The sequence below is a fragment of the Sulfurimonas sp. HSL-1716 genome (assembly GCF_039645975.1).
GTDB classification, from domain to species: Bacteria; Campylobacterota; Campylobacteria; order Campylobacterales; family Sulfurimonadaceae; genus Hydrocurvibacter; species Hydrocurvibacter sulfurireducens.
The window spans coordinates 37,723-62,818 of record NZ_CP147918.1; the positions used below are offsets into that span (position 1 = coordinate 37,723).

The window sequence follows — 25,096 nt, forward strand, 5'->3', positions numbered from 1 at the left end:
AGCAGGTCTCTCATCTTGTGGACGTGGAGTACAGTGCAGTGCTTACGGGTCTGGCTATGGGGGATGGACGTATTCATTCCGCATTTAAAAGAGCCAGGATATCCGATGAGAACGCCGGTGAGATTGCTAAAAAGCTGATGGATACCCGCATTGTCAGACTGCTCAGATCAAGAAAACAGTTCACAAGCTGGGTGAATGACGAGAGGATAAGCGACAAGCTTCTTTTCACGACCCCTTTTTTGAGGTTTTGGTTTGCCTTTGTCGCACCGATATTCAAAGGGATCAAAGAGGGTAATTATGACGAGTTCAACCAAAGATATGAGAATAAGATAGCCGAGCTGCGCGAGGCGGTGTTCAAAGAGCTTTCTTTTGAAGTCGTCAAAAAAAGTTTCGCCGATGATGCGATAACCGAGATAGCATCCTATTGGGACAGAGAAACGGAGATCGATCTTTTTGCAAAAACGGTATCTAAAAAAGTGATCGTCGGTTCATGCAGATACACGAATGCAAAGCTCAAAAAGAGCGAGATAGCAAAGCTTCAGGAGCTTTCAAAAAGAGCAAGACTCAAAGCGGATGTTTTCGTTATCGTCGCAAAAAGAGGTTTTTCAAACGAACTGAAATCTTTAAAGAGCGAGAATGTCAGACTTTTTACTCTTAAAAATTTTAAATCTCTGCTTTTGTAACCTGATTTCTGCCTTTTTCTTTTGATGTATACAAGGCAGAATCGGCAGCTTTTATCACATCGTCTATATTTTTTCGGTCACCAAAACAGCTGACGCCGAAACTCGCCGTCAGATGCTTTACATTGTTTGCGAAATGGTAAGCGGCTATTTTGTCTTTTATGTTGTTCGCGACATTTTCCACCTGTTCTATGTTCGTGTTGGGACAGATGATCAAAAACTCTTCTCCGCCCCAGCGGCCTGCTATGTCGGTGGATCTGATACTGTTTTTCAATATTTGAGCGAACTGCTGGAGCACGTAATCTCCCGTTTGATGGCCGTACGTATCGTTTACCTCTTTAAAATGGTCGATATCAAGCATAATGACTCCGCACGGTGTTTTATATCTTGAGAAAAGGTCGTATTGGTATTGCAAGATATCGTCCGTCTTCATCCTATTATAAATGCCCGTCAAAGAATCTGTGACAGATAATCGTTTTAACTCGGCACTGTATTTTTTTAGTCTGAAGTAGTGGTATAAAAACGCCAGAGATATGATCAATATGACAGAAAGCAGTTTGATTATGAAACCGTAGTTCATCTCTTTTGTTTCCTCTACAGAGACCCATTGGTTGTAGATCTCCTGTTTCTCTTTTTCCGAAACCGTATGGACCAGTTTTTCAAATATCGTATGAAGAAGCGGTTCGTCGTTTCTTGTACCTATCGCAAGGGCGACATTCTCGTTTACTCTTGAGGATATTTTTAAAAGCCCGGTAAATTCATGCTGGATTGTATATGCCAGTACCATCAGATTGTCGACATATCCGTAGAGTTCGCCTCTCTCGACTTTTTTCAATCCATCGTGAATATTTTTTACGTCTACGATATCCATATTGGGGTATTTGCGGCGAAGTATCTCACCGATAGCATAACCTCCTACGACGCCGATCTTTTTGTCTTTGAGTGCATAAAAATTGTATGTGTAGGGTTTATCCATTTTTGTAGCGAGAACAAGAGGCAGCTTTATGTACGGATCGGTAAACTGCATGTATTTTAAACGGCTGGGTGTCGAAGATGCGAGAGAGAAGATGTCGCACTTTCTCGTTTTTGCGGCATTGACGCTTTGCTGCCATGTTTTTGTAGGATAAAGTTCTATCTTGATGTCGGATTTTTTTCTGATGAGATTGAAAAAGTCGGCCGCTATACCTATGTGTCTGCCGTCTTTGATCCCTTCAAAAGGCATCCAGTCGGGGTCGGCGCACATCTTGATAGGTCCTTTTGAGATAAGAAAGCTTTTCTCCTCCTTTGTAAGGTCGCTTGCATAATGTTTGTCTTCATAGATAAAGTTGCTAAAATCCAACGCGGTTTCCGTCGATACAAGACCCATCTCTTTGAAATCTTCGGCCATCATCCTTACCCGCACGGGGTCTATACTTCCTATGGGAAAGATGGAAGGAAGAACGGCATGCTGGATCTGATTGGCTTCGAACTCCAACGCTGCACGGGATTTGTGCTGCGTATTATATTTTTTCAAGATGAGGTCTATGATCTCCTCTTTATGCGTCAATGCATACTGCCATCCTCTTATGCTTGCATTTTTGAAATTTTCTACTCTTCTTGGATGGTTTATGAGCTCGTCTCTTGACGTGAAAAGATTGACGTCGTAAAACTCGGTTCCGTAGCTCGAGGGATTAAAGACATTGTACTTTACGCAGGCTTTGTCAAGATAAAAAAGTTCATTTGTGGAAAAAACGACCATAGCGTCGATCTTTTTATTTACGAAGTCGTCGATCTTAAAGCTCGGAGGTACATTGGTAAAGCTGCCAAGATTCATGCCGAAATCTTTGAACATCATCAAAAAAGCCGTACTTTTTATGGTGTTTTCTATCCCCATGATCTTTTTGCCTTTAAGATCGCTGGGAAGTTTTATGTTGCTTTGAGCGACAAGGACAAGCGGCGAGTGCTTAAAAAAATTTGCTACGAAGACTACGGGTTTTCCGTCGAGATAATCTACGATCAGATCGGAATAGGTTATGCCGTATGCGTTTTTGGTATCTAAAACGTCGTCTACCGGATGCATGCCGTTTTTAAACTCTTTAAAGCTTACGTCAAGACCTACCTCTTTGTAAAAACCCTTCTCCTCAGCAGCATAAAATCCGGCATACTCGAACTGATGTTTCCATTGCAGCTGGAGCGTTACGTTTTGCAGCTTATTATCCGCATAAAGAGACGAAAACACCAATAAAATATAAAATATAATAACTTTCAACATTTCAGGATTTTATCAAAAGATAGATTAATTTTTTCTGCTAGGCACTTATGTTACAATTGCGATAATTTTAATATAGGATTTTTAATGCAATTTTCTGCTCCGTTAAAAAGTAATTCAAAGCGTATCATGCTTCTTGGTTCGGGTGAGCTCGGCAAAGAGGTAGCCATAGAAGCGCAGCGCCTAGGGCTTGAAGTCATAGCAGTGGACAGATACCAAAACGCTCCTGCACATCACGTAGCCCATAGAAGCTATGTCGTAAATATGCAAGACCGCGAAGCAGTGCTTGAGATCATCAGACGTGAAAAACCGGACTATATTCTGCCCGAGATAGAGGCGATCAGTATAGAGGCTCTTTTTGATGCCGAGAAAGAGGGTTTTAACGTTATTCCCAATGCCGATGCGGTAAACAAAACGATGAACCGTAAGAACATCCGCCGTTTTGCTGCGGAAGAACTTGGTCTTAAAACAGGTCCTTACGAGTTCGTCAGCACGCTTGAAGGTCTGAAAGAAGCGGCACAAAGACTCGGATTTCCCTGTGTGGTAAAACCCGTTATGAGCAGCTCCGGTCACGGACAAAGCGTAGCAAGAAGTGCTGAAGACGTTGAGAAGTCCTGGGAGATGGCAAAGGAAGCCAGAGGCGATGCAAGCGAGCTTATCGTCGAAGCATTCGTCGATTTTGACTATGAGATAACGATGCTAACGGTCCGTAACGGCAAAGAAACGGTTTTTTGCGAACCTATAGGTCATGAGCAGCGTGACGGGGATTATGTCTTCTCATGGCAGCCGATGCGTATGAGTGACAAAGCAAAAGCAAATGCTCAGGAGATCGCAAAAAAGATAACCGACGGTTTGGGCGGGCGCGGGCTTTTCGGAGTAGAGATGTTCGTTAAAGGGGATGAGGTCTATTTCAGCGAAGTTAGTCCCCGCCCGCACGATACGGGGATGGTGACGCTCATCACGCAAAGCCAGAGCGAGTTTGCGCTTCACCTGCGCGCGGTTTTGGGCCTTCCTTTAGGCTTTACGTTTTACGGAGACGGAGCGTCTGCGGCCTTTAAATCACAAAAACATTCTTATGCGCCGATAGTCGATGCGGATGAAACTCTTTTTAGTACAAACTCCTTTGTCAGAATCTTCAGCAAACCCGAATCGCATAAAGGACGCCGTATGGCAGTTGCACTTGTGCTCGATGAAGTGGATGCCGCGCTCGCACAGGCCCGCGAACTTATAACAAAGATCAAAGACGTCTAAAAATGAAGATAATCTTACTCGATGCCGTGACGTTCGGGGATACCGATCTAAGCGGGTTTGACGAGCTCGGCAAGGTCAGTATATATCAAATGACGGCACCGGATGAACTCGACGAGCGCATAGCCGACGCCGATGTTATAGTGACAAACAAGGTCGTTATAACCGCCGACACTATGCAAAAGAGCAAAAATCTCAAACTTATCTGCATCGCCGCCACCGGGATGAACAATGTCGATCTAAAGGCCGCAAAAGAGCGTGGTATTGAGGTCAGAAACGTCGCCGGTTATTCGACGGACTCCGTTGTACAGCACACTTTTTCCATGCTGTTTTATCTCATCGGGCATTCAAGATACTATGATGAGAGCGTAAAGAGCGGAGCTTGGAGCAGAAGCGGGATATTCACCGATGTGAGCCGTCCTTTCTTTGAGATCAGCGGTAAAAAATGGGGGATCATCGGACTTGGAACGATCGGTAGAAAAGTGGCCCTCTTGGCAAAGGCTTTTGGAGCCGATGTCAGCTATTTTTCGACAAGCGGAAAAAATCTGGATTCCGAGTTTAAAAGCGTCGAACTTGACGAGCTTTTAAGACAAAGCGACATTATCACTATCCACGCGCCGTTAAACGAGATGACCGCAAACCTGCTCGATTATGAAAAGATGCTCGGATGTAAAGAGGGTGTCGTCATATTGAATCTCGGGCGCGGAGGGATCATAAACGAAGCGGATGCGGCAAAGATCATAGACGAAAGAAAGATATCTTTGGGTCTGGACGTACTGTCCCGCGAGCCGATAGAGGAGGGACATCCGCTTTTGCATGTAAAGAACAAAGACAATCTTTATATAACCCCGCACATCGCTTGGACGTCCAAAGAAGCGCGTGACACGCTCATCGCCTCTACCATAGAGAACATCCGTTCACTTTGATAGCCCTTTCGCTTTTTTTCTCGGCTTTTTTGGCCGCGACCATTCTTCCTTTCTCCTCAGAGATAGCCCTGTTCACGGCGGTCGAGGGAGGATTGGACAAACATACCGCACTTCTTGCGGCATCGGCGGGAAATATTTTAGCCGTCATATTAAATTATTATCTCGGCTACTTCCTCTATGAGAAAACAAAAGACAAACTCTTAAAGAGCAAGAGCGGTAAAAAAGCTTACCATGTAGGACACAATTACGGCTACTACGCCCTTTTACTCTCCTGGCTTCCCATCATCGGTGATCCGCTCACTTTGGTTGCCGGAATGGTGAGACTCAACTTCTTTTATTTTTTGGTTATTGCGGCGAGTTTAAGAGTTGCTAGGTACGTGGCTGTTTTGTATTTTAGTTAAAAAAACGTAATGATCTTCGTAGCAATAAATACAACTCCCAGAAACATAACCGAAGTCATAAACACTAACGCCGTCACGACCTTCGGTGAACAGTCGTAAAGCGAAGCGAGATTGACGTTGGCCACTGCGAGGGGCATCATCAGTTCTATGAATACAAGCCCTTTTATCATCGGTGAAAGGTCGAGCTGCATAAGTACCAAGAATGCTACAAGAGGTAAGACGATGAACTTCACAGATACCACAAGGGCAATGAGCCGTTTGCTGATCTCCTGAACTTTTGTGCCGTAAAGATAGATGCCGAACAAAAAGAGCTGCATCGTCATAGAGGCGTATGCGCCCATCATCAGCATCGTCTCTATGGTTTCGCTCGGTCTGTAGCCGTTTACGCTGAGGGTAATGGCGATAATGGCCGCCCAGAGGATCGGAAGCTTTACGATGTTCTTTACCGAAGTCTTCACATCGAAGTTTCCGCGCGAATAATAATAAACTCCAAACGTATAGACCACAAAGACGTTTACGAGGTTCACGACCGTCGTGTAGGGAATGGAAGCCTCACCGAAGATAGCGATGTTAAGAGGGATCCCGAGATTGCCGGTGTTGCCTATGATGGCGGCAACCGTAGCGATAGAGCGTTCTTTTTGATCAGAAAACATCTTTCTTGCCGTAACTACAGATGCAAAAAGTACGATGAGCACAATGACAAAGTACACGCTCGGTGCATAAAGCAGAGTGATGTCCACGGGGCGAAGCAGCAGACCCCAGAAAGTCAAAAACACCTGCAGAAAATAGACGTTGATGATGGTAATGGTTTTGTCGTCGATTTTCTCTTTAAAGCTCATCTTTGCAAGAAATCCCATTGCTATGAAGATATAGACGCTGAGGATAGAATAGATAATAGAACTCAAGCTTGACCCTTAAAAAATATACGGCACGAGGCGGTAGGTGTTTTTGGCATAGGCATCATATCTTTCATCTTTGCAGTGCCATAAAGATTCTTCGTAAAACATTTTTACGAGAAGATCGATGAAAAGTATCAAGTACAAAAATGCAGTGTAGATGTTGGCATACGCTATGAGGACGCCGAACATACCCGTCAATACCGATGAATACATCGGGTGCCTTATGTAAGCATATATGCCGTCGTTTATAAATACGCAGTTCTCTTTTATATCGGGCCTTATATTGAAATTGCCGAGCCTGTTTTTGTACAAAGCCCCAAGACCGATGAGAAGCCCGACGAGGATCAACACGATCCCAGCGTACGGATGCTTGATGTCACCGCCAAGAGGCAGCAGCATCAAAAATATTGTGGCAAACTGGATAAATACTAAGATACGGCTTTTCATACAGTAATCTTAGCAGATTTACTCTAATTTCAAAACAATACCATATATAAAGTTGGGGTTTTGTAAAATCGCTTTTACAAGAAGATAGATATATATTTCATAGGTGATGCGGTATATCTCTATTTTTTATACTTATAAGCAGGGGTTTATATGGAAGATGTTTTAGTTATCGGAGCTGGAGGTGCAGGTCTTGTAGCCGCGCTGAGCGCCAAAGAATCGGGTGCCGATGTCAAAGTACTGACAAAAAACTACCCTACCCGTTCACAAACCTGCATGGCTCAAGGCGGCATAAATGCGGCTTTGTCCAATGCGAAAGAAGACAGCAAAGAGAGCCATTACGAAAACACGCTCAAATCGGCTCACGGCATCGCGGACGAGAAGATGGTGAAAAAGCTCTGTGACGAAGGCGTCGATGCGGTTTTATGGCTTGACCGCATAGGCGTACCTTTTAGCAGAGATGAAAACGGCAACATCGCTCAACGTCGTCTTGGCGGAGCGAGTGCGCCGCGCGCGTGTTACGCTCAGGATTATACAGGACTCAAAATTCTTCATACACTGTACGATCAGTGCAATGCAAACGACATAGAGATGCTGAGCGAAAGGTTTCTGCTTGAACTCATTGTAGAGGACGGCGAAGTCGGTGGAGCGGTCGTGCTCAATATGAAAACGGGTGAGACAGAGACGCACCACGCAAAAAGCGTGATACTTGCGACCGGCGGATACAGCCGTCTCTACGGTAAAAACTCGACCAATGCCGTCGGTTCTACGGGTGATGGCATAGCGGCGGCATTAAGAGCAGGTGCAAAACTCAGCGATATGGAATTCGTACAGTTTCACCCGACGGGACTCAAAAATTCATCCATCCTTATTTCTGAGAGTGCCAGAGGTGAAGGCGGTCATCTTTTAAACAAAGAGGGCGAGCGTTTCACAGATGAGCTTGCACCGCGGGATAAGGTCAGCCGTGCAATACATGAAGAGATACAAAAAAGCGGTGAGGTTTACATAGATATCCGCCATCTGGGAGAGAAGTTCATAGACCATCAGCTTCCTCAAGAGAGAAAGCTTGCAAAGCTGTATGAAAACGTCGACCCCGTGTATGATCTTATTCCTATAAAACCGGTCGCTCACTATACGATGGGCGGTATTGCGGTGGATGCGGATTCGCAGACGAACATTAAAGGTCTTTTCGCCGTTGGAGAGTGTGCAAACCATAAAGTCCACGGAGCAAACAGGCTTGGCGGAAACTCGCTTTTGGAACTTATCGTCTTTGGACGAGAGGCAGGTAAAAACGCTTCATCTTTTGCAAAGCAGAGTACGCATACTCCAGCAGGACACCAAAGTCATGATGACTTTTTAAAGGATGTGAAAAACTCTGCAGGCAGCGTCGATTTTTATAAAAAAAGAGATGAACTGGCTGAGTGTTTTTATGAAAATGTCGGCATCAAACGTGATGAGCCAAGGCTCTTAACTGCACTCTCTTTTGTTCAAAAGCTAAAAGAGCAGATTCCTTTAATGGGTGTGAGAGATACAAACTCAGTCTATAACACGGAGTTAGTAGAGTTCTTGGAGTTTAAAAACATGATAGAGATCGCTCTCAGTGTGGCTGCTGGAGCGATAAAGCGTAAAGAGAGCAGAGGCGCACATTTCCGTGAGGATATGCCAAACGAGGATGATGCATTTCAAACAAATACGATTTACTATAAAAACGGAGATGAGCTGTGTATAGATTTAATGAAATAGAAACTCTTGAAAATACTCAGGAGAAAGTACAATCGAATTGTGTCTACGGTGAAGAAGACGACAACTGGGGCGAAGGGTGTTGCGAAGACGAATTGATGGATGATGATTTTTACGAAAGAGAGCAATGCGACGAATGAGAGTTGATATTAAAAGAGGCGATGAATTCGTCAGTTATGATGTCGAACAAAGCGATATTACTCTTCTGGAAATTTTAAGCCATATAAAAACAAAACAGGACAGCACCTTGGCATTTTCATCGGGATGCAGAAGTAGTGTCTGCGGCAGTTGTGCCATGAGGGTAAACGGCAAGGAGGTACTGGCGTGTGCTTATAAACTGCAAGACGGCGATCTTATAGAGCCTCTGAGAAATGCTCCTGTATTACGTGATTTAGTGGTAGATATGGATAAAGCGTATGCATTTAATAAAGTGGCTCGTGCATGGGGTATACCGACTTCGGATAATCTTCATGTAAGCGTTAAAGACGCCGAGTTAAACGAATTGCAAAGCGACTGCATATTGTGCGGATCATGCTACAGCGCCTGTCCTGTGTATGCGGTAAATGGCGAGTTTATCGGTCCTTTTGCATTGACGAGGTCTTGGAAGTATGCAGCCGATGTCAGACAAAAAGATATCTCCGCAACGATCGCGGCAGTGCAGACAAACGGCATCTACGATTGTACGCTTTGCAACGAGTGTGTCTTGGTGTGTCCTCAGGGGATCGCTCCAAAACAGGATATCGTGATGCTGAGAAACAAAAGCGGCATGATGGGATATATGGATCCGAATTTTGCATCAAGTTTCGGAGGCGGATTGTCTTTTTGACGCAGTCGGAATCGAAGAAGATATGAAAATCTCTTATAAGCATCATAATTGGAGGATAAGCTTTATCTGTTATAATTACTAAAACAGTTGTGAGGGGATGTTATGGCAGCAAAAGAACACTCTTTTGATATTTCGGCAAAGATCGATATGCAGGCGTTTAAAGATGCCATTAATCTAGTCGATAAAGAGGTTGCGAACAGGTATGACTTTAAAGGCACGCCGTACGAGGTGAGCTACAAAGAGAAAGAGAAGGCGTTAGTCCTTGTGGCTTCTAGCGACAACAAACTCGAAGCGCTTTACGATATCGTGATATCAAAACTTCTAAAACGCTCTCTTTCTTCAAAAGTACTCGAAGAGGCAAAAATAGAAAACGCAAGCGGCAATACGAGAAAAGCGACATACAAGGTGGTCGACTACATAGAGTCAAAAGAGGCCAAAAAGATCGTTGCCGAGATAAAAAACCTAAAACTCAAAGTGACTGCTGCAATAGAGGGTGATGCTATCCGTGTTAAATCCAAACAGATAGACGATCTTCAAAAAGTCATGAAAGCTATACGGTCTATGGAATGGGAAGCTCCCCTGGTTTATGAAAATATGCGTTAGGAGAAGATGATGGCAAAACTTACGATTCAAGAAGCAGCGGACCATTTCAAAGTATCCAAAGAAGCTGTTCATAACCGTATCAGACGCGGAACACTGGCGTCCATAGTAGAACACGGCGTCAAATATGTTATAGTCGATGATGTGAAAAAAGACGTAAAAACATCTGCAGGCGACGACAAGTATTATGCATTTTTGGAAGAGCAGAACAAAACGCTTCAGGAAAAAGTCGAACGTTTGGAAAGAAATAACTCTTCGCTGCGTGATCAAAAAGAACAGATGCTCATAGAGGAGCGCATCAAGATAGAGAACATCTATAAAGAGAAAGACGAACAGCTAAAAAGTATTCTTCAGACGATCTCTACAAAATTTTTGGCGCAGAGCATGCCAAACGATATCTCCAGTGTCGAAATCATTGATGTTTCTGATGAGGGGGAAATATCCCTTAAGAAATATCTAAAATCGCTGGGGCTGAAACAAAAAAGACAGGAAAAAGTGATAGCGCGATTTAAAAAGCTCGCAAGTAAAGATGACAGGATCATCATAAAAGAGAATAAACTTTTTGTAAACCCGAAAAAGTACGGTTACAGCGATATTATTTGAAAGACCTAGATGATATCCAATGACTCAATAGAGCAGTTAAAGGCCAGACTCGACATTCTTGACGTCGTCGGATCCTACATAGAACTGAAAAAAAATGGCGCAAACTTCAAAGCGCCATGTCCTTTTCATGATGAAAAATCGCCGAGTTTCGTCGTAAGTCCTTCGAAACAGATATACCACTGTTTCGGGTGCGGCGCGGGAGGCGACAGTATCCGTTTTGTGATGGAATATGAAAAGCTGAGCTATCCCGAAGCCATAGAGAAACTCGCCGGTCAGTACAACTTTTCTCTTCGTTATACGGATAACAAAAACCAGCAGAAACGCTCACCGCTTCTCGATAGGCTAAATGAGTACTACCAGACGCTTTTGACCCATAATAAAGAAGCGCTGTCATATTTGAAAGATCGCGGTATATTTGAATCAAGTATAGAAAAATTCGGTATCGGGTATGCACCGGGCTCGGTACAGACGATTTCATATATACAAAAAAATATGTTTACGATGAACGAAGCCATCGAGGTCGGTGTGGCAGGACATGACAACGGCAAGAGCTTTGCGAGGTTCATAGAGCGCATAACTTTTCCTATTCAGGCGACAAACGGTACCATCGTCGGTTTTGGCGGACGTACGATCTCGGGGCATCAGGCAAAGTACGTTAACTCTCCACAAACGAAGCTTTTTAATAAATCGAGGCTTTTGTATGCTTATAACTTTGCAAAAGAAAGCATCCATAAAAAACAGCAGATCATCATAACAGAGGGTTATCTCGATGTTATCATGCTGCATCAGACGGGATTTACCAATGCCGTGGCGACACTCGGAACGGCGCTTACACCAGAACATCTTCCGCTGCTGAGAAAAGGTGAACCTAAAGTGGTGATGGCATATGACGGAGACAGTGCGGGAGCCGCCGCCGCCCTAAAAGCGGCAAAGCTTTTAAGCACTTCCGGCTTTAGCGGCGGGGTAGTGCTCTTTAGCGGCGGTATGGACCCTGCGGATATGGTAAAAAACGGTCAGATAGAGGAGCTGAACAATCTGTTCAGACGTCCAAAACCGTTCATAGATTTTGTCGTGGACCATATTATCGAAAGTTACGATATCAGAGATCCAAAAGCAAAACACAGCGCACTCGAAGAGGCGGTAGGATATCTAAAGACGCTTCCTGCGCTGCTTCAAGAGGAGTATCGCGGCAAAGTTGCCCAAAAGCTCGGCATAAGCTCGTCGGTCGTGAACGTCAATACGCACAATCTTGTTTATTCGAACAAAAAAGATGTGCGTACGCCGCAAAAAGATATGTGGGAACTCTCGCTTATCAAGACGGTTTTGGAATACCCGGAACTGACAGATCAGATACTCGATGCCATCGATCCTTCGATCCTGCAGTTTCATCAAAGGGAGTTTCGGCTTGCTATCTCGGGTCAAACAGAAGCACCGGAGCTGATGGCTATCTCCGTGGACGAGAGTATAATCTCTCATAAAAGCTATGATGAACTAAAAGCAGAACTTATCAATTTTTTAATCAAACATTATAATCAGGAGTATAAAAAAATACAACTGAAGTCGGATATGGCATTTGAGCAAAAAGCCTTTTTGATACGCTCTATTCGTGGTAAAATTACAAAATTACAAAGAGGTGAACTAGTCGCTTACGAGGGGTGATCTCCTTAAGCGGCCCATGTGCCTTATCAAGGAAAAATATGTCAAAAACAAAAGCGATCGCACTCTTTAGCGGCGGTCTGGATTCCATACTCGCTATCAAGCTCATTATCGATCAGGGTATAGATGTTATCGCGTGTAACATCAACACGGGTTTCGGTGCTACGAAAGACAGGTATGAACATATGAAAAACCTGTGTGATCAAGTGGGAGCGGAGCTTCGTATCATCGATATCCAAAGCGAGTATCTGCAAGATGTTCTTTTCAGCCCGAAATACGGTTACGGCAAACATTTCAATCCCTGCATAGACTGTCATTCAAAGATGTTTGAGGTGGCAAAACGGATCATGTCCGATGTGGGAGCGAGCTTTCTCATCAGCGGCGAGGTTCTGGGACAGCGTCCGATGAGTCAGAACAAAGACGCGCTGCAGACCGTTTTAAACGAAAGCAACTGCGACGGGCTTCTTCTGCGTCCGATGTCTGCAAAACTTTTGGCACCGACGATCGCCGAGCAAGAGGGGCTGGTTGAGAGAGAAAAGCTCGAAGCGATCATGGGAAGAAGCCGCGACAGACAGTTCGAGCTGGTGGAGAAGTTTGGCTTGAAAGACTTTGAAAGTCCCGGCGGCGGATGTCTGCTCACGGACGAAAATTTTGCAAAAAAGATAAGGGATTTTATCGCTTACGATACGTTTGCGATAAAAGACATCCCTGTTTTAAAATACGGCCGCCATCTTCGTCTGCTCGACGGATCAAAGCTCGTAGTAGGACGCAATAAAGAGGAGAATGAAAAACTTCAGGAGATAGATAACGATAAATTTATACATCTAAGAACCGTCGGCATACCGGGGCCGCACTCTCTGCTTTCTAAATCCGCTACGCCAAAAGATAGAGAACTGGCGGCAAGAATCGTGCTTACATACTGTAAAACAAAAGCGGATGAGAAATATGTCGTCTCTTTTGACAACGAAGAAGCGGAGTTCTCTCCTTTGGCTTCAAGAGAGGAGATAAAGCCTTTTACTATTTTATAAGAATATTAAATATATACTAGGCTAATCATAAAATAAGGAATTTCTATGGCAGGGGTCAAATTTCCATTTAAAGATATTATCTCTTTGCTTACGCTAAGCATAGGACTTGCAAAAAGGGTAGATGAGAACAGAGCCGAGAGCATGACGGTTTTATACTGTAACTTTGCGGATTTTTCGCAAGGGCTGATATCTGTCAGTCTGGAGCAGATTCTGCGTTCATCGGATGCTATCTTGTCATATGAGAACCATTATTTTTTTATCTTGCAGTACACCGACAAATACGGTGCAACCATAGTAAAGGATATGTTTGAAGAGTTCTTTGCTTCATATATAGAATCTTCTATGGTGAGTTATCCTATAGACGGTGAAGACTCATACACTCTCTTAGAAGAACTGCAGACGAACATAAGCAAAAACTTTTCGACAGATCTGCTGTTTTTGGATAGAGACAGACTCGACGCCTAGCGGTTGGAAAACTTATATATCTTAGAATTTTTATAAAACTCTATGGCCGTCTTCATCCTCTGCAGGTTGGAGATTTTTTTGTCGCAGACGCAGCGGCATTGGATCTCGCTTTTTTTTGCCGTATTTTTGCTTTTTGGAATAAAATCCCTCTTTTCACATTCACTTTGGTCGTTCGCAAAGGTAAAGACAAACATTAATAAAATCAATACAATATTTTTCATAAGACTCACATCGACAAAAAAGATAACTATGTTAAACTATCAGATAAATTATCTATAAGGATAACATAATGAAGTTTATAATCAAGCTGTTCAAAGCGTTAAATTCAGGACAGACTCCTTGGCAGGTAACATTGGCGATAGTTTTGGGTATGATCATGGGACTGACCCCCATAAGCGGGATACAGACCGTAGTGATTTTCTTCTTGGCACTGCTGCTTAACATCCATTTCGGGCTGTTTTTGATCTCGGCCGCATTTTTTGCAGGTGTGGGGTATATCTTTGATCCTCTCTTTGAATCTTTCGGCTATTGGCTTTTAAACGCAGCGGCTTTAAAGGGCTTGTGGACATCGATGTATAACAGCGGCATTATGCGTCTGACATATTTTAATAACACCATAGTTTTGGGCTCGTTTGCAGCAGCTGCGATATTGGCGCTTCCTCTATATATAGTCCTAAACAGGATTATTCTTACCTCTCGCGACAAGATAAGCGCATTTCTGGACAGATATCCGCTTTTGGCAAAACTCGGTATCTTGAAAAAAAGCGAGAAGAAAGATTCTGCTTTTCGCATCTTGGGTGTGGGTGTGTTTGCTGGACTCGGAGCCTTGGTTACAGTCACAGCAATGTTCGTTATAGACCCTGTTATAAAACTTTCACTTGAAAAAGGGATTTCAAAAGCCACGGGAAAAGATGTTCTTATTAAAAGCGTGAAGACAAGTTTTAGCGATGCTTCTTTACATGTAAACGGTCTTGAAGTCCAAAATAACGACGGGAAGACGAACAGCGTAAGTATCGCCGATATCATCGCCGATCTTGATTTTAATGCACTGCTTTTGCATAAAAAGCATATGGAATTGGTACAGATGACGGGCATCGGTTTCGATACGCCGAGTTCAAATCCAAAACACCTCGCCACAAAAGAACAAACGGCAAAAAAACTTTCAAAAACAGAATCGGCTTTTAAGATGCCCGATATTAAACTCCCTACTCCAAAAGAGGTATTGGCAAACGCTGATCTTAAATCCGTAAAAGTCTACGACAAGGCTCAAAAGGAGATAGGGGAGATAAAAGCGAAATGGGAAAAGATCTCAAAAGAGCAGTTCGGTGCCGATGCGCTTGAAGGTTATAAAAAAGATCTCGATGCCATCAAATCGGCTTCTTCATCAAAAGATCCGGCAGAGCTTTTGAAGCTCAAAGATAAAATAGCGGAGTTTAAAAAGAAAATAGATGCAGACAAAGCAAAGCTGGCATCTATCAAAAAGGACTTCGCAAAAGATCAGGCGCACATCAAAGCACTGATGGCTGAGGTGAAAAACGCTCCGGCTGATGATTATAAAAACCTCAAAAGCACTTATTCGCTTGACGGCAACGGTGCGATCAACGTCGTGGGAGCGGTATTCGGCGACAGGGTAAAACACTATATAGCGATGGCGAAAAGATACTATGCGCTGGCGGCACCTTACATGAAAACCGAGAAGAAGATCGAGCCTCCAAAACCTCCGCGCGGAGAGGGAAGGTGGATCAAGTTCAAAGAGAACACTCCTTCACCTGATATCTACGTAGCAAAAGTCGAACTCGGCGGAAAGTTTAAAACGCAGAGTTTTACGGGTGTTATCAACGATATAACGGATGATCAAAAGCTTTTAGGCAAGGTCACCACGTTTAAAGTGACAAGTGACGGTGATGTCGTTCAGAAGTTCGCATTGAACGGTAAAGACGACAGACTGGGAAAAGAAGCACATGAAAGTGTCGTATTCAGTGCAAAAAACATCGCTTCAAACGATCTTGCCCTCTCATCGCTCAGCATCAAAAAGAGCAACATCGCCCTTGAAGGTAAAGCAGATATTTATGACCTCTCGAAATTGCAGTTAGCGAGCAGTTTTAATTTTAAAAATGCCGTTATCTCTCTTGAGGGTCTTGATAAAAAATATGCCGATATCGTAAACGATACGCTTTCAAGTGTAAAAAACTTTCATGTAAAAACGGATGCGACGGGAAGTTTGGAGACTCCCGCAGTACATGTAAGCACTGACTTGGATAAAAAGATATCGGAAGCGTTAAACGGTGTCTTTGCCAAAGAGGCGAAAAAATATGAAGCACAACTTAAAACGATGTTAAACGATAAGATGAAAGATCAGCTAAAAGGCTTAGGCGGAACTGCATCGGGACTGCCTGATATCAATTCGCTTGTAGGTTCGCAAAGCGGAGCTCTTGACGGACTTCTCTCACAGTCAAGCGGTCTTGGCAAAGGTTCTTCGGGAAGTATGTTAAAAGGATTGCTTCCGTTTTAAGGATTATTCTGCCCCTTTAAGGGGCAATCTTTAGCGGTTACAGCTCGGTTTTTAAAGCTGCACCGTTTGAAGCGTTGGAGACGAGTAAGCTGTAACGTTTGAGCCATTTTGAAGGAATCTCTTTTTTTACAGGTTTAAAGTGAAGACGGCGGCGCTCCAAGACTTCAGCATCCACATTCAGTTGAAGCAGGTGGGCATCGACGTCCAGCTCTATCTCGTCACCGTCTTCAATGAGACCTATCATACCGCCCTCAGCTGCTTCCGGGCTTACATGTCCTATGCTTGCACCGTGAGTCGCTCCTGAGAAACGTCCGTCAGTGATGAGTGCGACGCTCTCTCCAAGTCCCATTCCCTGTATCAGTGCCGTAGGTGCGAGCATCTCCTGCATTCCCGGTCCGCCTTTTGGTCCTTCGTAGCGTATGACGACGACATCTCCGGCTTTTACTTTGTGGCCCATGATGCCGGCGATGGCTTCCTGCTGTGAATTGAAACATACGGCAGTGCCTTTGAACTGGCGCATACCCGGTACGATACCGGCTGTTTTAACGACCGCGCCCTCTTCGGCAAGATTGCCAAAAAGGATAGAAAGACCGCCCACTTGGGAGAAGGCGTCCTCATTTCTGTGGATAATGTTCGTATCTTTGATATCGGCATCCTTGATGCGCTGGGCAAGTGTTTCTCCGGTAACGGTCATGACATTCGTGCGAAGGATGTCTCCGCGGCGGCTGACCTCTTTCATAACAGCGTTTACACCGCCGGCACGGTTGATGTCGTCCATATGCACGGTAGAAAGTGACGGCGATATCTTAGCGATGTGCGCTACTTTCTGGCCGATCGTGTTGATGTTGGTTATATCAAAATCCACTTGGGCTTCTTTGGCGATAGCAAGCATATGCAAAACCGTATTAGACGATCCGCCCATAGCCATATCTATGACAAAAGCGTTGTGGATCGCGTCGGCATTGACGATATTGCGCATGTTCCATTTGCTGTCTTCGCTTTTTGCCATCTCGACGATACGCTTAGCCGCGGTTTTTACCATCTCTATACGCTCTGGCGTCATAGCCAAGACGGTACCGTTACCGGGAAGGGCGACACCCATAGCTTCGCAAAGGGTGTTCATGGAGTTTGCGGTAAACATTCCCGAACAGCTTCCTCCGCTCGGACAAGCTTCGCACTCTATCTCGTAAAGCTCTTCATCGCTCATATTGCCTTCGGCATGCTGACCTACGGCTTCAAAAGCGGTGGCAAGGTCGATAGGCGTACCGTCTTTCTTGTGGCCCGCTTTCATAGGACCGCCCGAGACGAATATGGTCGGTACGTTGACGCGGAGCGCTCCCATAAGCATACCGGGTACGATCTTGTCGCAGTTAGGGATACATATCATCGCATCGAGTTTGTGTGCGTTCATAACGGTTTCGATGGAGTCTGCGATAAGTTCGCGTGAAGGAAGAGAGTAAAGCATACCGTCGTGCCCCATTGCGATTCCGTCGTCTACACCTATAGTATTGAACTCAAAAGGAACCCCTCCCGCTTCGCGGATGGCATCTTTGACGATACGTCCATATTCTTGTAAGAAAAAATGCCCCGGAATGATATCTATATAAGAGTTTGCAACGCCTATAAACGGCTTGTTGAAATCTTCGTCTTTTAGTCCCGTCGCACGCAAGAGTGAACGGTGCGGAGTGCGGTCAAATCCCTTTTTTATTGTGTCGCTGCGCATAAAAATCCTTGTTAAATTTATTATATTAATGCGATTATAACACTTTTTGAAAAAAATCACTAAAAACTCTTTACATCACAAAAAAAATTTGCTATACTTCCGCCCCAACAGTTAGTAATTTTGTTGTAATTGCGGGAATAGCTCAGTGGTAGAGCACAACCTTGCCAAGGTTGGGGTCGCGAGTTCGAACCTCGTTTCCCGCTCCATTAATTAAGAAATTATTTTTTGTTTAATAAGTATGTATCTGCCCGGATGGCGAAATCGGTAGACGCAAGGGACTTAAAATCCCTCGGTGGTAACACTGTGCCGGTTCAAGTCCGGCTCCGGGCACCATAATATTGAAAATAATATGAACCGCGGCGCCATCGCCAAGTGGTAAGGCCGGAGCCTGCAAAGCTTCTATCCCCGGTTCAAATCCGGGTGGCGCCTCCATATTATCAATAGCTTACAAAAATTTTAGTGGACAGGTGGCAGAGCTTGGTTGAATGCACCGGTCTTGAAAACCGGCGAGGGTCATACCTCCGTGGGTTCGAATCCCACCCTGTCCACCACTGATACTGACAAAAAAATAATCGATAAAAACTTGGATAGATGGGTGAGTTGGCTGAAACCACATCCCTGCTAAGGATGCGTACTGGTAACGGTACCGAGGGTTCGAATCCCTCTCTGTCCACCACTTTTGGCATATTCCGAATTAGCTCAGCGGTAGAGTAGGTGACTGTTAATCACTTGGCCACTGGTTCGAATCCAGTATTCGGAGCCACTTTAAAACCCCTAAATAACAAACTTTCAAATAAAACTTAAAATTGATCCGGCATACTTATTTACATCAATGCATTCAAATAAAATCCTCTTTATCGCAGATGTTATATATCTGAATAAGTTATAATTATTTAGATATAATGATTGTTAATTAACGGCGAGAAAAACAAATGATATATATTATTCTGATCTTAGTTTTGTTGATCATCTTTATTTATTTCAGATTTCGCAAACAGCAGCAAAAGCTGATCGAAGCTAAAGAAAAATATGAATCTATCGTCGAAGATCTGGGAGAGAATTTTTTTGCATACCGTATGGGTGCGGATTTGAAATTTGTCTATTTCAGTCAAAACATGGAAAATATACTCGGCGTTCCTCCAAAAGAGATTTTAGGAAAAACTTTTGACGGGATTTTGGAGTGGACGGGCGACTCTTTTGAAGTGGGGACAAAAAGTCTTGAAGCCTATGAAAGCGGACAGCAGCACAGCGATTTGACCATTATGTCGTTTATCCATCCCGTTCGTAAAGAAGAACGATTTGTCAGAGTGGCAGATCATGCCGTTAACGACAGCTCGGGCAAGTTATTGTGGATAGAGGGGATCCTTGAGGACATCACGGACAGAATAAATGCAGAAAAAGCTCTTCAGCAGAAAAAGCTTGAGTTTGAAAAACTTGCTACGACAGATATTTTAACAGAGTGCTACAACCGCTACTCTATCATGAACCAGATTGAAGAGGAGATCAACCGCACAAAACGTAAAGAGGAACCGCTCTCGATTATTATGTACGATTTTGACCATTTTAAACAAATAAACGATACTTTCGGTCATGATGCGGGGGACTATGTGTTAAAAGAATCCACGCAAGTTATAAGCCAAGTGATCAGAGAGATCGATAAAATAGGAAGATACGGCGGGGAAGAGTTTCTTGTTTTATTGCCATTTTCCGATCTCTCCGATGCACTGGAAGTTGCCCAAAGAGTTAAAAGTGCTGTTGCTTCCCATCGGTTTAAAGATGTAAACCAGGTGACCATCAGCTTGGGAGTGGTCGAGTATAGCAAAGATGAATCTCTTCAGAACTTATTAAAGCGCGTCGACGATAAAATGTATCAATCAAAACACTCCGGCCGCAATAAGATATCTTCATGACAAAATTAACACTCCGCTAACAGTTTTGTTTTATACTTATATATACCAAAAAAAGGATTAGCCATGAAAACTATGTTAATTATTCTTTCTGTATTATTACTCGGAACACTTTCTCTTGAAGCAAGAGGCGGCGGTGGCGGCATGGGCGGCGGTATGGGCGGACAAAGCTCAATGCACAAGTCGATGTATAAAGACACTACGCAAACAAAAACAAAGACTCAAGATCAAAAACGTCTCAAAGACGGTACGGGCGACAAAGAGCAGATAAGAAACCAGTACCAAAACGAGTACAAGAATCAATACAAAAACAGTGATAAAAAGTAGCCATTAAAAAAACACTAAAGAGCATTTCTCTATAATAATCAAAATCAATTATATGAGGAAATGCTATGAAGCAGTCGTACTTAGAATCTCATCCGGATGAAAAGGGCTTTTTCGGTAAATACGGGGGTTCTTTCATTCCCCCTGTTTTGGAAGGCCCCTTTGCCGAGATCACAAAAGCATACAAGGAACTTAAAAATTCTCCCGCTTTTATAGAGGAGTTGAAATATGTCCGAAAACATTACCAAGGACGCCCGACTCCCATCTCGTTCGCAAAAAACCTTACCGAACATTGCGGCGGTGCAAAGATATACCTTAAACGCGAAGACCTGAACCACTCAGGCGCTCACAAGCTCAACCACTGTATGGCAGAAGTGATACTGGCAAAGCATCTCGGCAAAAAAAAGGTGATCGCAGAGACGGGTGCGGGGCAGCATGGTGTGGCACTGGCAACGGCTGCGGCGTACTTTGGACTGGAGTGTGAGATACATATGGGGGAAGTGGATATTCAAAAAGAGCATCCCAACGTTGTGCGTATGAAAATATTGGGTGCGAACGTTATTCCTGCGACTCATGGTCTAAAAACACTTAAAGAAGCGGTCGACAGTGCTTTTGAAAGTTATGTTCCACAAGCAGACACTGCCATCTACTGTATCGGTTCTGTGGTAGGGCCTCACCCTTTTCCCATGATGGTGCGGGATTTTCAATCGGTCATAGGCTTTGAAGCAAAAGAACAGTTCTTTGAACACGAAGACAGACTGCCCGACAACATAGTGGCATGTGTAGGAGGAGGAAGCAACGCTATGGGGATTTTCTCGGCATTCATCGATGACAAAGAGGTGAACCTTTACGGCGTAGAGCCTATGGGAAGAGGCGAGAAGCTCGGAGATCATTCGGCGACGCTTACATACGGAAGCGAAGGCGTTATGCACGGGTTCAATTCCATAATGCTCAAAGACGCCAACGGCGAACCCGCACCCGTTTACTCCATCGGTTCGGGCATCGACTACCCATCTGTCGGCCCGGAACAAGCGTATTTAAAAGAGATAGGGCGCACAAAAGTGGGACTAAGCAATGATGAAGAAGCGGTCGATGCGTTTTATAAACTTTCTCAGCTTGAAGGTATCATCCCTGCACTTGAATCGGCACATGCCGTCGCTTACGCGATGAAACTGGCAAGAGAGCTGCCAAAAGACAAAACGATCCTTGTCAACCTAAGCGGCCGCGGCGACAAAGATATAGATTTTGTCGTTGAGAACTATCCGATCCCAAACGCAAAGTTTTAAAAAGAGCGGCCGTTAAGTAAAACGGCTGCTTATACTGCATAGTTTTTATACACTCTTTTTCCAAAGTTTCATCGCAATCGGTCTATAATTCGTTTATGGAAAATCTACTACTTGCAATATTTTTAACCTTGGCTATCGCGACGGTGCTTAACATCATCCTCAAAAGATTCGGCGTGTCGCACATTATCGGGTATATCCTTACGGGGACTATCATCAGTTATATCTTCGGTTTTAACGGGCTGAATATCTACTCGCTTGAACTCATCGGAGAGTTCGGCATCGTCTTTTTGATGTTTACCATCGGATTGGAGCTGAGTTTCGGCAAAATAAAAAAGATGAGGGATATCCTGCTCACAAACGGTCTGCTGCAGGTGCTGCTGAGTGTGGTAGTGATATTTCTGCTTTCCTATTATCTCTTTAAACTGGATTTCAATACTTCGCTTATCGTCTCTTTGGCGTTTTCGCTCTCATCGACCGCCATCGTACTGACATATCTGAAAAGATCAAAAGATATTCTCACGCCTTACGGGCAGAAATCGATGGGTATACTTATATTTCAAGATCTTGCCGTCATCCCCATCTTGCTGCTTATCACTTTTTTGTCTAACCATCATCTTTCCATAGGCGAAGTGCTGTTGCAAACGATGATATCGGCTGTTTTAGTAGTTGCTTTTATGTTTACCGTCGGAGAAAAGATAGTAAACGCACTGCTTCAATTTTCGGCAAAAACGCAGATAGAGGAGCTGTTTTTGGGTTCCGTTTTCTCTATCGTGATAGGAACTGCTTTGCTGGCGCATACTATGGGGTTTACCTACTCGCTGGGAGCTTTTATAGCAGGGATGATTATCGCCGATACCAAATACAACGTGAAAGTCGAGTCGGACATCGTAAGCTATAAAGATCTGCTGCTTGGTGTCTTTTTCTTCGGTGTGGGGACAAAGATAGATGTGGTCTATTTTTTGCAAAACATACATATCATCATCTTTATTTTTGTGCTTGCCATGCTTTTTAAATCGATCGTCATCTATGCGATTATCAGACGAAATTCGGATAAAAACACCTCTGCAAAGACCGCTTTGGCATTGGCCCAGATCGGCGAATTCTCTTTTGCGGTTTTTGCCCTTGCCGATTCTCATAAGCTTATAAGCCATGAAACGGCGAGCTTTTTAATACTGGTGAGTGTCATCTCGATGATATTGACACCTATAGTGCTGAGCAATATCTACAAACTCTCATCCTATTTTGAAAAAGAGTTTTACGAGTCGGACGTCATTACTCCTATCGGGCTAAAAAACCATATCATTGTTGCGGGGTATTCGACTTTGGGAAGAAGGATTGCAGCCGAACTGCAAGCAAAAAATGCAGATTTTATCATCATCTCGGATAACTTGAAACATGTTCTTTTAGCCAGAAAACTTGGGTATATGGCATATTTCGGGCATCTCAACAAACTGCCCGTTTTGGAATCTTTGGCCGTGGATGAGGCAAAAGCCGTCATCATAACGGTAAGCAGTGAACATAACAAACGGCTAATCAGCGAAGCGATACTGGGCTTTTCTCCGCATGCGAACATAATCATAAAAGTAGACAGCGCAGAAGAGAAGAAAAGCTTGAAAGATTTGAATGAACTGGAGTTTGTAGACGTAAGCCATGAGATATCGAATTTGCTGGTAAACCATGCACTGAACAAATGATCTTTACTCTTCCTCTGAAATCTTGCTATGATACAGACGGATGCCGTTACGTCCGCTATTTTTCACACTGTAAAGTGCCTTATCGGCTTTTGAGAGCAGTGTATAGATGTTGTCATCCGTATGAATGAATTCCGCGACACCCATACTGACCGTGACCCTTAAAACAGATCCGTTATAAGGAATATCCATCTTATTTATTTTTTCTAATAACAGGTCCGCTTTTTTCAAAGCCTGCTTGGAGGTGGTATTTGGAAGCAGGATTACAAACTCCTCTCCTCCTATTCTTGCGAAAAAGTCGGTATCGCGCATGTTATTTTTGATCTCTTGTGAAAATATTTTAAGTACCAGATCACCGGCTTCGTGTCCGTAAGAGTCGTTTACTTTTTTAAAATGGTCTATATCGATGATGATTAAAGAAAAAGGAGCCTGATAAGAGGCTGTGTCCGTTATTAGTCTTTCTCCGTGTTCTAAAAAAGCCCTTCTGTTCCATATACCGGTCATCTCATCTATTCTAGCGAGCTTTTCGGCTTTTTTTGTCTGAGTTTCCAGCTCATGCGTTCGTTTTTTTACTTCGGACGACAACGCTTTTTTTGCTTCTTCTAAAGTGTGCTTGACCTTTTCCTGTTCGTTTTTGTAGTTATGTTCCAAGATCGTGATTCTGTCCGCAAGAGCTATGGAGAGCAGTACCCCTTCGAGAATAAATCCGAATCTTCCTATCCAAAACAGAAATTCGCTGGTCTCTACTATCCCAGATACGCGCAAAATAGAGATTATAACGGTGATCGAGAGAACACTTGAAGCTATCGTGTAGCCTCTTGCGATCTTGTATCCGCGATGCCAGAGCACAAGGCCTATGAGAGGAAAGAACATAAAGGTAAAAGAGATGGCTTGAATCATCTGTATGGCCAAAAGGCGCCAGCCGATATGGGCTAAGACGATACCTATTATATTTACTAGGATCAATACTTTTAAAAGCTCGTCTACGGTAGGTAAAAGTTTGTTCGTTTCCAAGAACGTGCGTGTAAACTGCATGAAAGAGATGAACATGATCACAGCAGAGATAAAAGGCATCATATCGATAAGGTAAGGTGATGAGCCCCATAAATAGATTGCCCCCACCTGATTAAAGGTCAATATGGCGAAGATAACGCCTATAAGGTAAGCGTTATACCAAAAGTACTCTTTTTTTCGAAGAATGAACCAGATAAAGATATTGTAAAAAAGCAATATGCCAAGAGCACTCATGATCCCTACCAGAAGATCGATGTAAAAGTGTTGCGAACTTATGAACTCCTTTTTGCTCCAGACGGAGTTAAACATCTCCATGACCCCGGCATCGGCGTAGGAGAGCTTAATATAGATCGTGTTTTTTGCTTTTGATGAGGTAATAAAATCAAATGTATTGCGTTGACTGAAAGATGTTTTAGATACGTTTAGATAGTGGTCGCCTTTTATAGAGTGGGCAAGCAGAAGGCCTGTATCGTCGAATTGCCAGCTTTCCATCGTGTCGAATTGACGGTAATTGAATTTTAATACCCACTCTATGGCTTTGTCCGTGGGATTTTGGACATGAAGTCTTATCCACCAATCAGACCGGCTTGCTCCTTTATTCGTACGAAAAGGAGTTCCTCTTTTAAAATTTTGCGTCATGATCTCTTTGATATTCATCTTTTTCGTAGTATCTTCAAAAAAAGAGATGTTTGAAGAGGTTGCCACCCCTTTCATCTGCGGATCCAATCTTAATGTATCGGCATATGAAAAAAGCATCAGCGAAAGAGTGAAAAAGAGTATTTTAAACATATTGTTTCGGTAAGATATCTTTTATGCTAAAGATAGCCGTCTCCTTTTTTTCATATTTTATCATTGTTTTTAATTAAGTGGATTAT

Annotated in this window: 23 protein-coding genes and 6 tRNA genes; 23 read left to right on the plus strand and 6 right to left on the minus strand. The window is 43.6% G+C overall.

Annotated features, from left to right (window positions below; all coding sequences use genetic code 11):
- Positions 1-17: 17 nt before the first annotated feature.
- Positions 18-683, plus strand: coding sequence for a DUF234 domain-containing protein (locus WCY03_RS00175; RefSeq protein ID WP_345992990.1), 666 nt, complete (start codon positions 18-20; stop codon positions 681-683).
- On the opposite strand, the gene WCY03_RS00180 is transcribed toward WCY03_RS00175, so the two are convergent.
- Positions 664-2,931, minus strand: coding sequence for a diguanylate cyclase (locus WCY03_RS00180; protein WP_345992991.1), 2,268 nt, complete (start codon positions 2,929-2,931; stop codon positions 664-666). The two genes, WCY03_RS00175 and WCY03_RS00180, sit on opposite strands and share 20 nt — an antisense overlap.
- 84 nt (positions 2,932-3,015) lie before the next feature.
- Between WCY03_RS00180 and purT the strand changes: the two genes are divergently transcribed.
- Genes purT through WCY03_RS00195 form a run of 3 tightly spaced genes read left to right on the plus strand, consistent with a single transcriptional unit; the run spans position 3,016 to position 5,503 of the window.
- A complete protein-coding gene (purT, locus tag WCY03_RS00185) occupies positions 3,016-4,179 on the plus strand; it encodes a formate-dependent phosphoribosylglycinamide formyltransferase (RefSeq protein WP_345992992.1) in 1,164 nt (387 codons plus the stop codon).
- A 2-nt stretch (positions 4,180-4,181) separates the two neighbouring features.
- Positions 4,182-5,102 carry a D-2-hydroxyacid dehydrogenase gene (locus WCY03_RS00190; protein ID WP_345992993.1) on the plus strand — a complete coding sequence of 307 codons (921 nt, stop codon included), beginning with the start codon at positions 4,182-4,184 and terminating at the stop codon, positions 5,100-5,102.
- Positions 5,099-5,503 (plus strand): VTT domain-containing protein, encoded by a 405-nt coding sequence (locus tag WCY03_RS00195; protein ID WP_345992994.1) that lies wholly within the window; start codon positions 5,099-5,101, stop codon positions 5,501-5,503. Before WCY03_RS00190 ends, WCY03_RS00195 begins: the two co-directional genes overlap by 4 nt.
- Here WCY03_RS00195 and WCY03_RS00200 read toward each other — a convergent pair.
- Together WCY03_RS00200 and WCY03_RS00205 are read right to left on the minus strand one after the other, a co-directional pair.
- Positions 5,500-6,408 carry an AEC family transporter gene (locus WCY03_RS00200; RefSeq protein ID WP_345992995.1) on the minus strand — a complete coding sequence of 303 codons (909 nt, stop codon included), beginning with the start codon at positions 6,406-6,408 and terminating at the stop codon, positions 5,500-5,502. The genes WCY03_RS00195 and WCY03_RS00200 overlap by 4 nt on opposite strands.
- A 9-nt stretch (positions 6,409-6,417) precedes the next feature.
- Positions 6,418-6,849, minus strand: a complete 432-nt coding sequence (locus tag WCY03_RS00205) for a methyltransferase (RefSeq protein WP_345992996.1) — start codon at positions 6,847-6,849, stop codon at positions 6,418-6,420.
- A gap of 150 nt (positions 6,850-6,999) precedes the next feature.
- Between WCY03_RS00205 and WCY03_RS00210 the strand changes: the two genes are divergently transcribed.
- The 8 genes from WCY03_RS00210 (at position 7,000) to WCY03_RS00245 (ending at position 13,764) form a co-directional block, all read left to right on the plus strand.
- On the plus strand, positions 7,000-8,589 hold the full coding sequence (locus WCY03_RS00210) for an FAD-dependent oxidoreductase (protein ID WP_345992997.1): 1,590 nt from the start codon (positions 7,000-7,002) through the stop codon (positions 8,587-8,589).
- Positions 8,568-8,726: a hypothetical protein gene (locus tag WCY03_RS00215; protein WP_345992998.1), complete on the plus strand. Its 159-nt coding sequence runs from the start codon at positions 8,568-8,570 to the stop codon at positions 8,724-8,726. The genes WCY03_RS00210 and WCY03_RS00215 overlap by 22 nt, the downstream gene beginning before the upstream one ends.
- Positions 8,723-9,412: a 2Fe-2S iron-sulfur cluster-binding protein gene (locus WCY03_RS00220; protein WP_345992999.1), complete on the plus strand. Its 690-nt coding sequence runs from the start codon at positions 8,723-8,725 to the stop codon at positions 9,410-9,412. The genes WCY03_RS00215 and WCY03_RS00220 overlap by 4 nt, the downstream gene beginning before the upstream one ends.
- Positions 9,413-9,514: 102 nt before the next feature.
- Complete coding sequence (locus WCY03_RS00225) at positions 9,515-10,015, plus strand: YajQ family cyclic di-GMP-binding protein (RefSeq protein ID WP_345993000.1); 501 nt, start codon at positions 9,515-9,517, stop codon at positions 10,013-10,015.
- A gap of 9 nt (positions 10,016-10,024) precedes the next feature.
- Positions 10,025-10,615, plus strand: a complete 591-nt coding sequence (locus WCY03_RS00230; protein WP_345993001.1) for a DNA-binding protein — start codon at positions 10,025-10,027, stop codon at positions 10,613-10,615.
- A 9-nt stretch (positions 10,616-10,624) separates the two neighbouring features.
- Positions 10,625-12,274 (plus strand): DNA primase, encoded by a 1,650-nt coding sequence (gene dnaG, locus WCY03_RS00235; protein WP_345993002.1) that lies wholly within the window; start codon positions 10,625-10,627, stop codon positions 12,272-12,274.
- Between the two features lie 38 nt (positions 12,275-12,312).
- Positions 12,313-13,299 carry an argininosuccinate synthase domain-containing protein gene (locus WCY03_RS00240; RefSeq protein WP_345993003.1) on the plus strand — a complete coding sequence of 329 codons (987 nt, stop codon included), beginning with the start codon at positions 12,313-12,315 and terminating at the stop codon, positions 13,297-13,299.
- Between the two features lie 45 nt (positions 13,300-13,344).
- Positions 13,345-13,764 (plus strand): hypothetical protein, encoded by a 420-nt coding sequence (locus tag WCY03_RS00245; protein ID WP_345993004.1) that lies wholly within the window; start codon positions 13,345-13,347, stop codon positions 13,762-13,764.
- Here the strand turns inward: WCY03_RS00245 and WCY03_RS00250 are convergent.
- Positions 13,761-13,985 (minus strand): hypothetical protein, encoded by a 225-nt coding sequence (locus tag WCY03_RS00250; RefSeq protein WP_345993005.1) that lies wholly within the window; start codon positions 13,983-13,985, stop codon positions 13,761-13,763. The two genes, WCY03_RS00245 and WCY03_RS00250, sit on opposite strands and share 4 nt — an antisense overlap.
- 68 nt (positions 13,986-14,053) lie before the next feature.
- Here WCY03_RS00250 and WCY03_RS00255 point away from each other — a divergent pair, with 68 nt between their 5' ends.
- Positions 14,054-16,276: a TIGR03545 family protein gene (locus WCY03_RS00255; RefSeq protein ID WP_345993006.1), complete on the plus strand. Its 2,223-nt coding sequence runs from the start codon at positions 14,054-14,056 to the stop codon at positions 16,274-16,276.
- 37 nt (positions 16,277-16,313) lie between these two features.
- Here the strand turns inward: WCY03_RS00255 and ilvD are convergent, their stop codons facing one another.
- Positions 16,314-17,999, minus strand: a complete 1,686-nt coding sequence (ilvD, locus tag WCY03_RS00260) for a dihydroxy-acid dehydratase (protein ID WP_345993007.1) — start codon at positions 17,997-17,999, stop codon at positions 16,314-16,316.
- 131 nt (positions 18,000-18,130) lie between these two features.
- Between ilvD and WCY03_RS00265 the strand changes: the two genes are divergently transcribed.
- From WCY03_RS00265 to WCY03_RS00310, 10 genes are all read left to right on the plus strand, one after another.
- A tRNA-Gly gene (locus tag WCY03_RS00265) sits at positions 18,131-18,205 on the plus strand.
- Positions 18,206-18,245: 40 nt separating this feature from the next.
- A tRNA-Leu gene (locus WCY03_RS00270) sits at positions 18,246-18,332 on the plus strand.
- A 25-nt stretch (positions 18,333-18,357) separates the two neighbouring features.
- A tRNA-Cys gene (locus tag WCY03_RS00275) sits at positions 18,358-18,431 on the plus strand.
- A gap of 29 nt (positions 18,432-18,460) precedes the next feature.
- A tRNA-Ser gene (locus tag WCY03_RS00280) sits at positions 18,461-18,550 on the plus strand.
- A gap of 34 nt (positions 18,551-18,584) precedes the next feature.
- Positions 18,585-18,675, plus strand: a tRNA-Ser gene (locus tag WCY03_RS00285).
- 12 nt (positions 18,676-18,687) lie between these two features.
- Positions 18,688-18,762 (plus strand) — tRNA-Asn (locus tag WCY03_RS00290).
- 169 nt (positions 18,763-18,931) lie between these two features.
- Positions 18,932-19,909, plus strand: a complete 978-nt coding sequence (locus WCY03_RS00295; RefSeq protein ID WP_345993008.1) for a sensor domain-containing diguanylate cyclase — start codon at positions 18,932-18,934, stop codon at positions 19,907-19,909.
- A gap of 63 nt (positions 19,910-19,972) precedes the next feature.
- Positions 19,973-20,233, plus strand: a complete 261-nt coding sequence (locus WCY03_RS00300; protein ID WP_345993009.1) for a hypothetical protein — start codon at positions 19,973-19,975, stop codon at positions 20,231-20,233.
- 65 nt (positions 20,234-20,298) lie between these two features.
- Entirely contained in the window at positions 20,299-21,516 is a 1,218-nt protein-coding gene (gene trpB, locus WCY03_RS00305) for a tryptophan synthase subunit beta (RefSeq protein ID WP_345993010.1), read from the plus strand.
- A gap of 95 nt (positions 21,517-21,611) precedes the next feature.
- Positions 21,612-23,210 carry a cation:proton antiporter gene (locus WCY03_RS00310; protein ID WP_345993011.1) on the plus strand — a complete coding sequence of 533 codons (1,599 nt, stop codon included), beginning with the start codon at positions 21,612-21,614 and terminating at the stop codon, positions 23,208-23,210.
- A gap of 3 nt (positions 23,211-23,213) precedes the next feature.
- Here WCY03_RS00310 and WCY03_RS00315 read toward each other — a convergent pair whose 3' ends face one another.
- Complete coding sequence (locus WCY03_RS00315) at positions 23,214-25,010, minus strand: diguanylate cyclase (RefSeq protein ID WP_345993012.1); 1,797 nt, start codon at positions 25,008-25,010, stop codon at positions 23,214-23,216.
- Positions 25,011-25,096 lie beyond the last annotated feature (86 nt).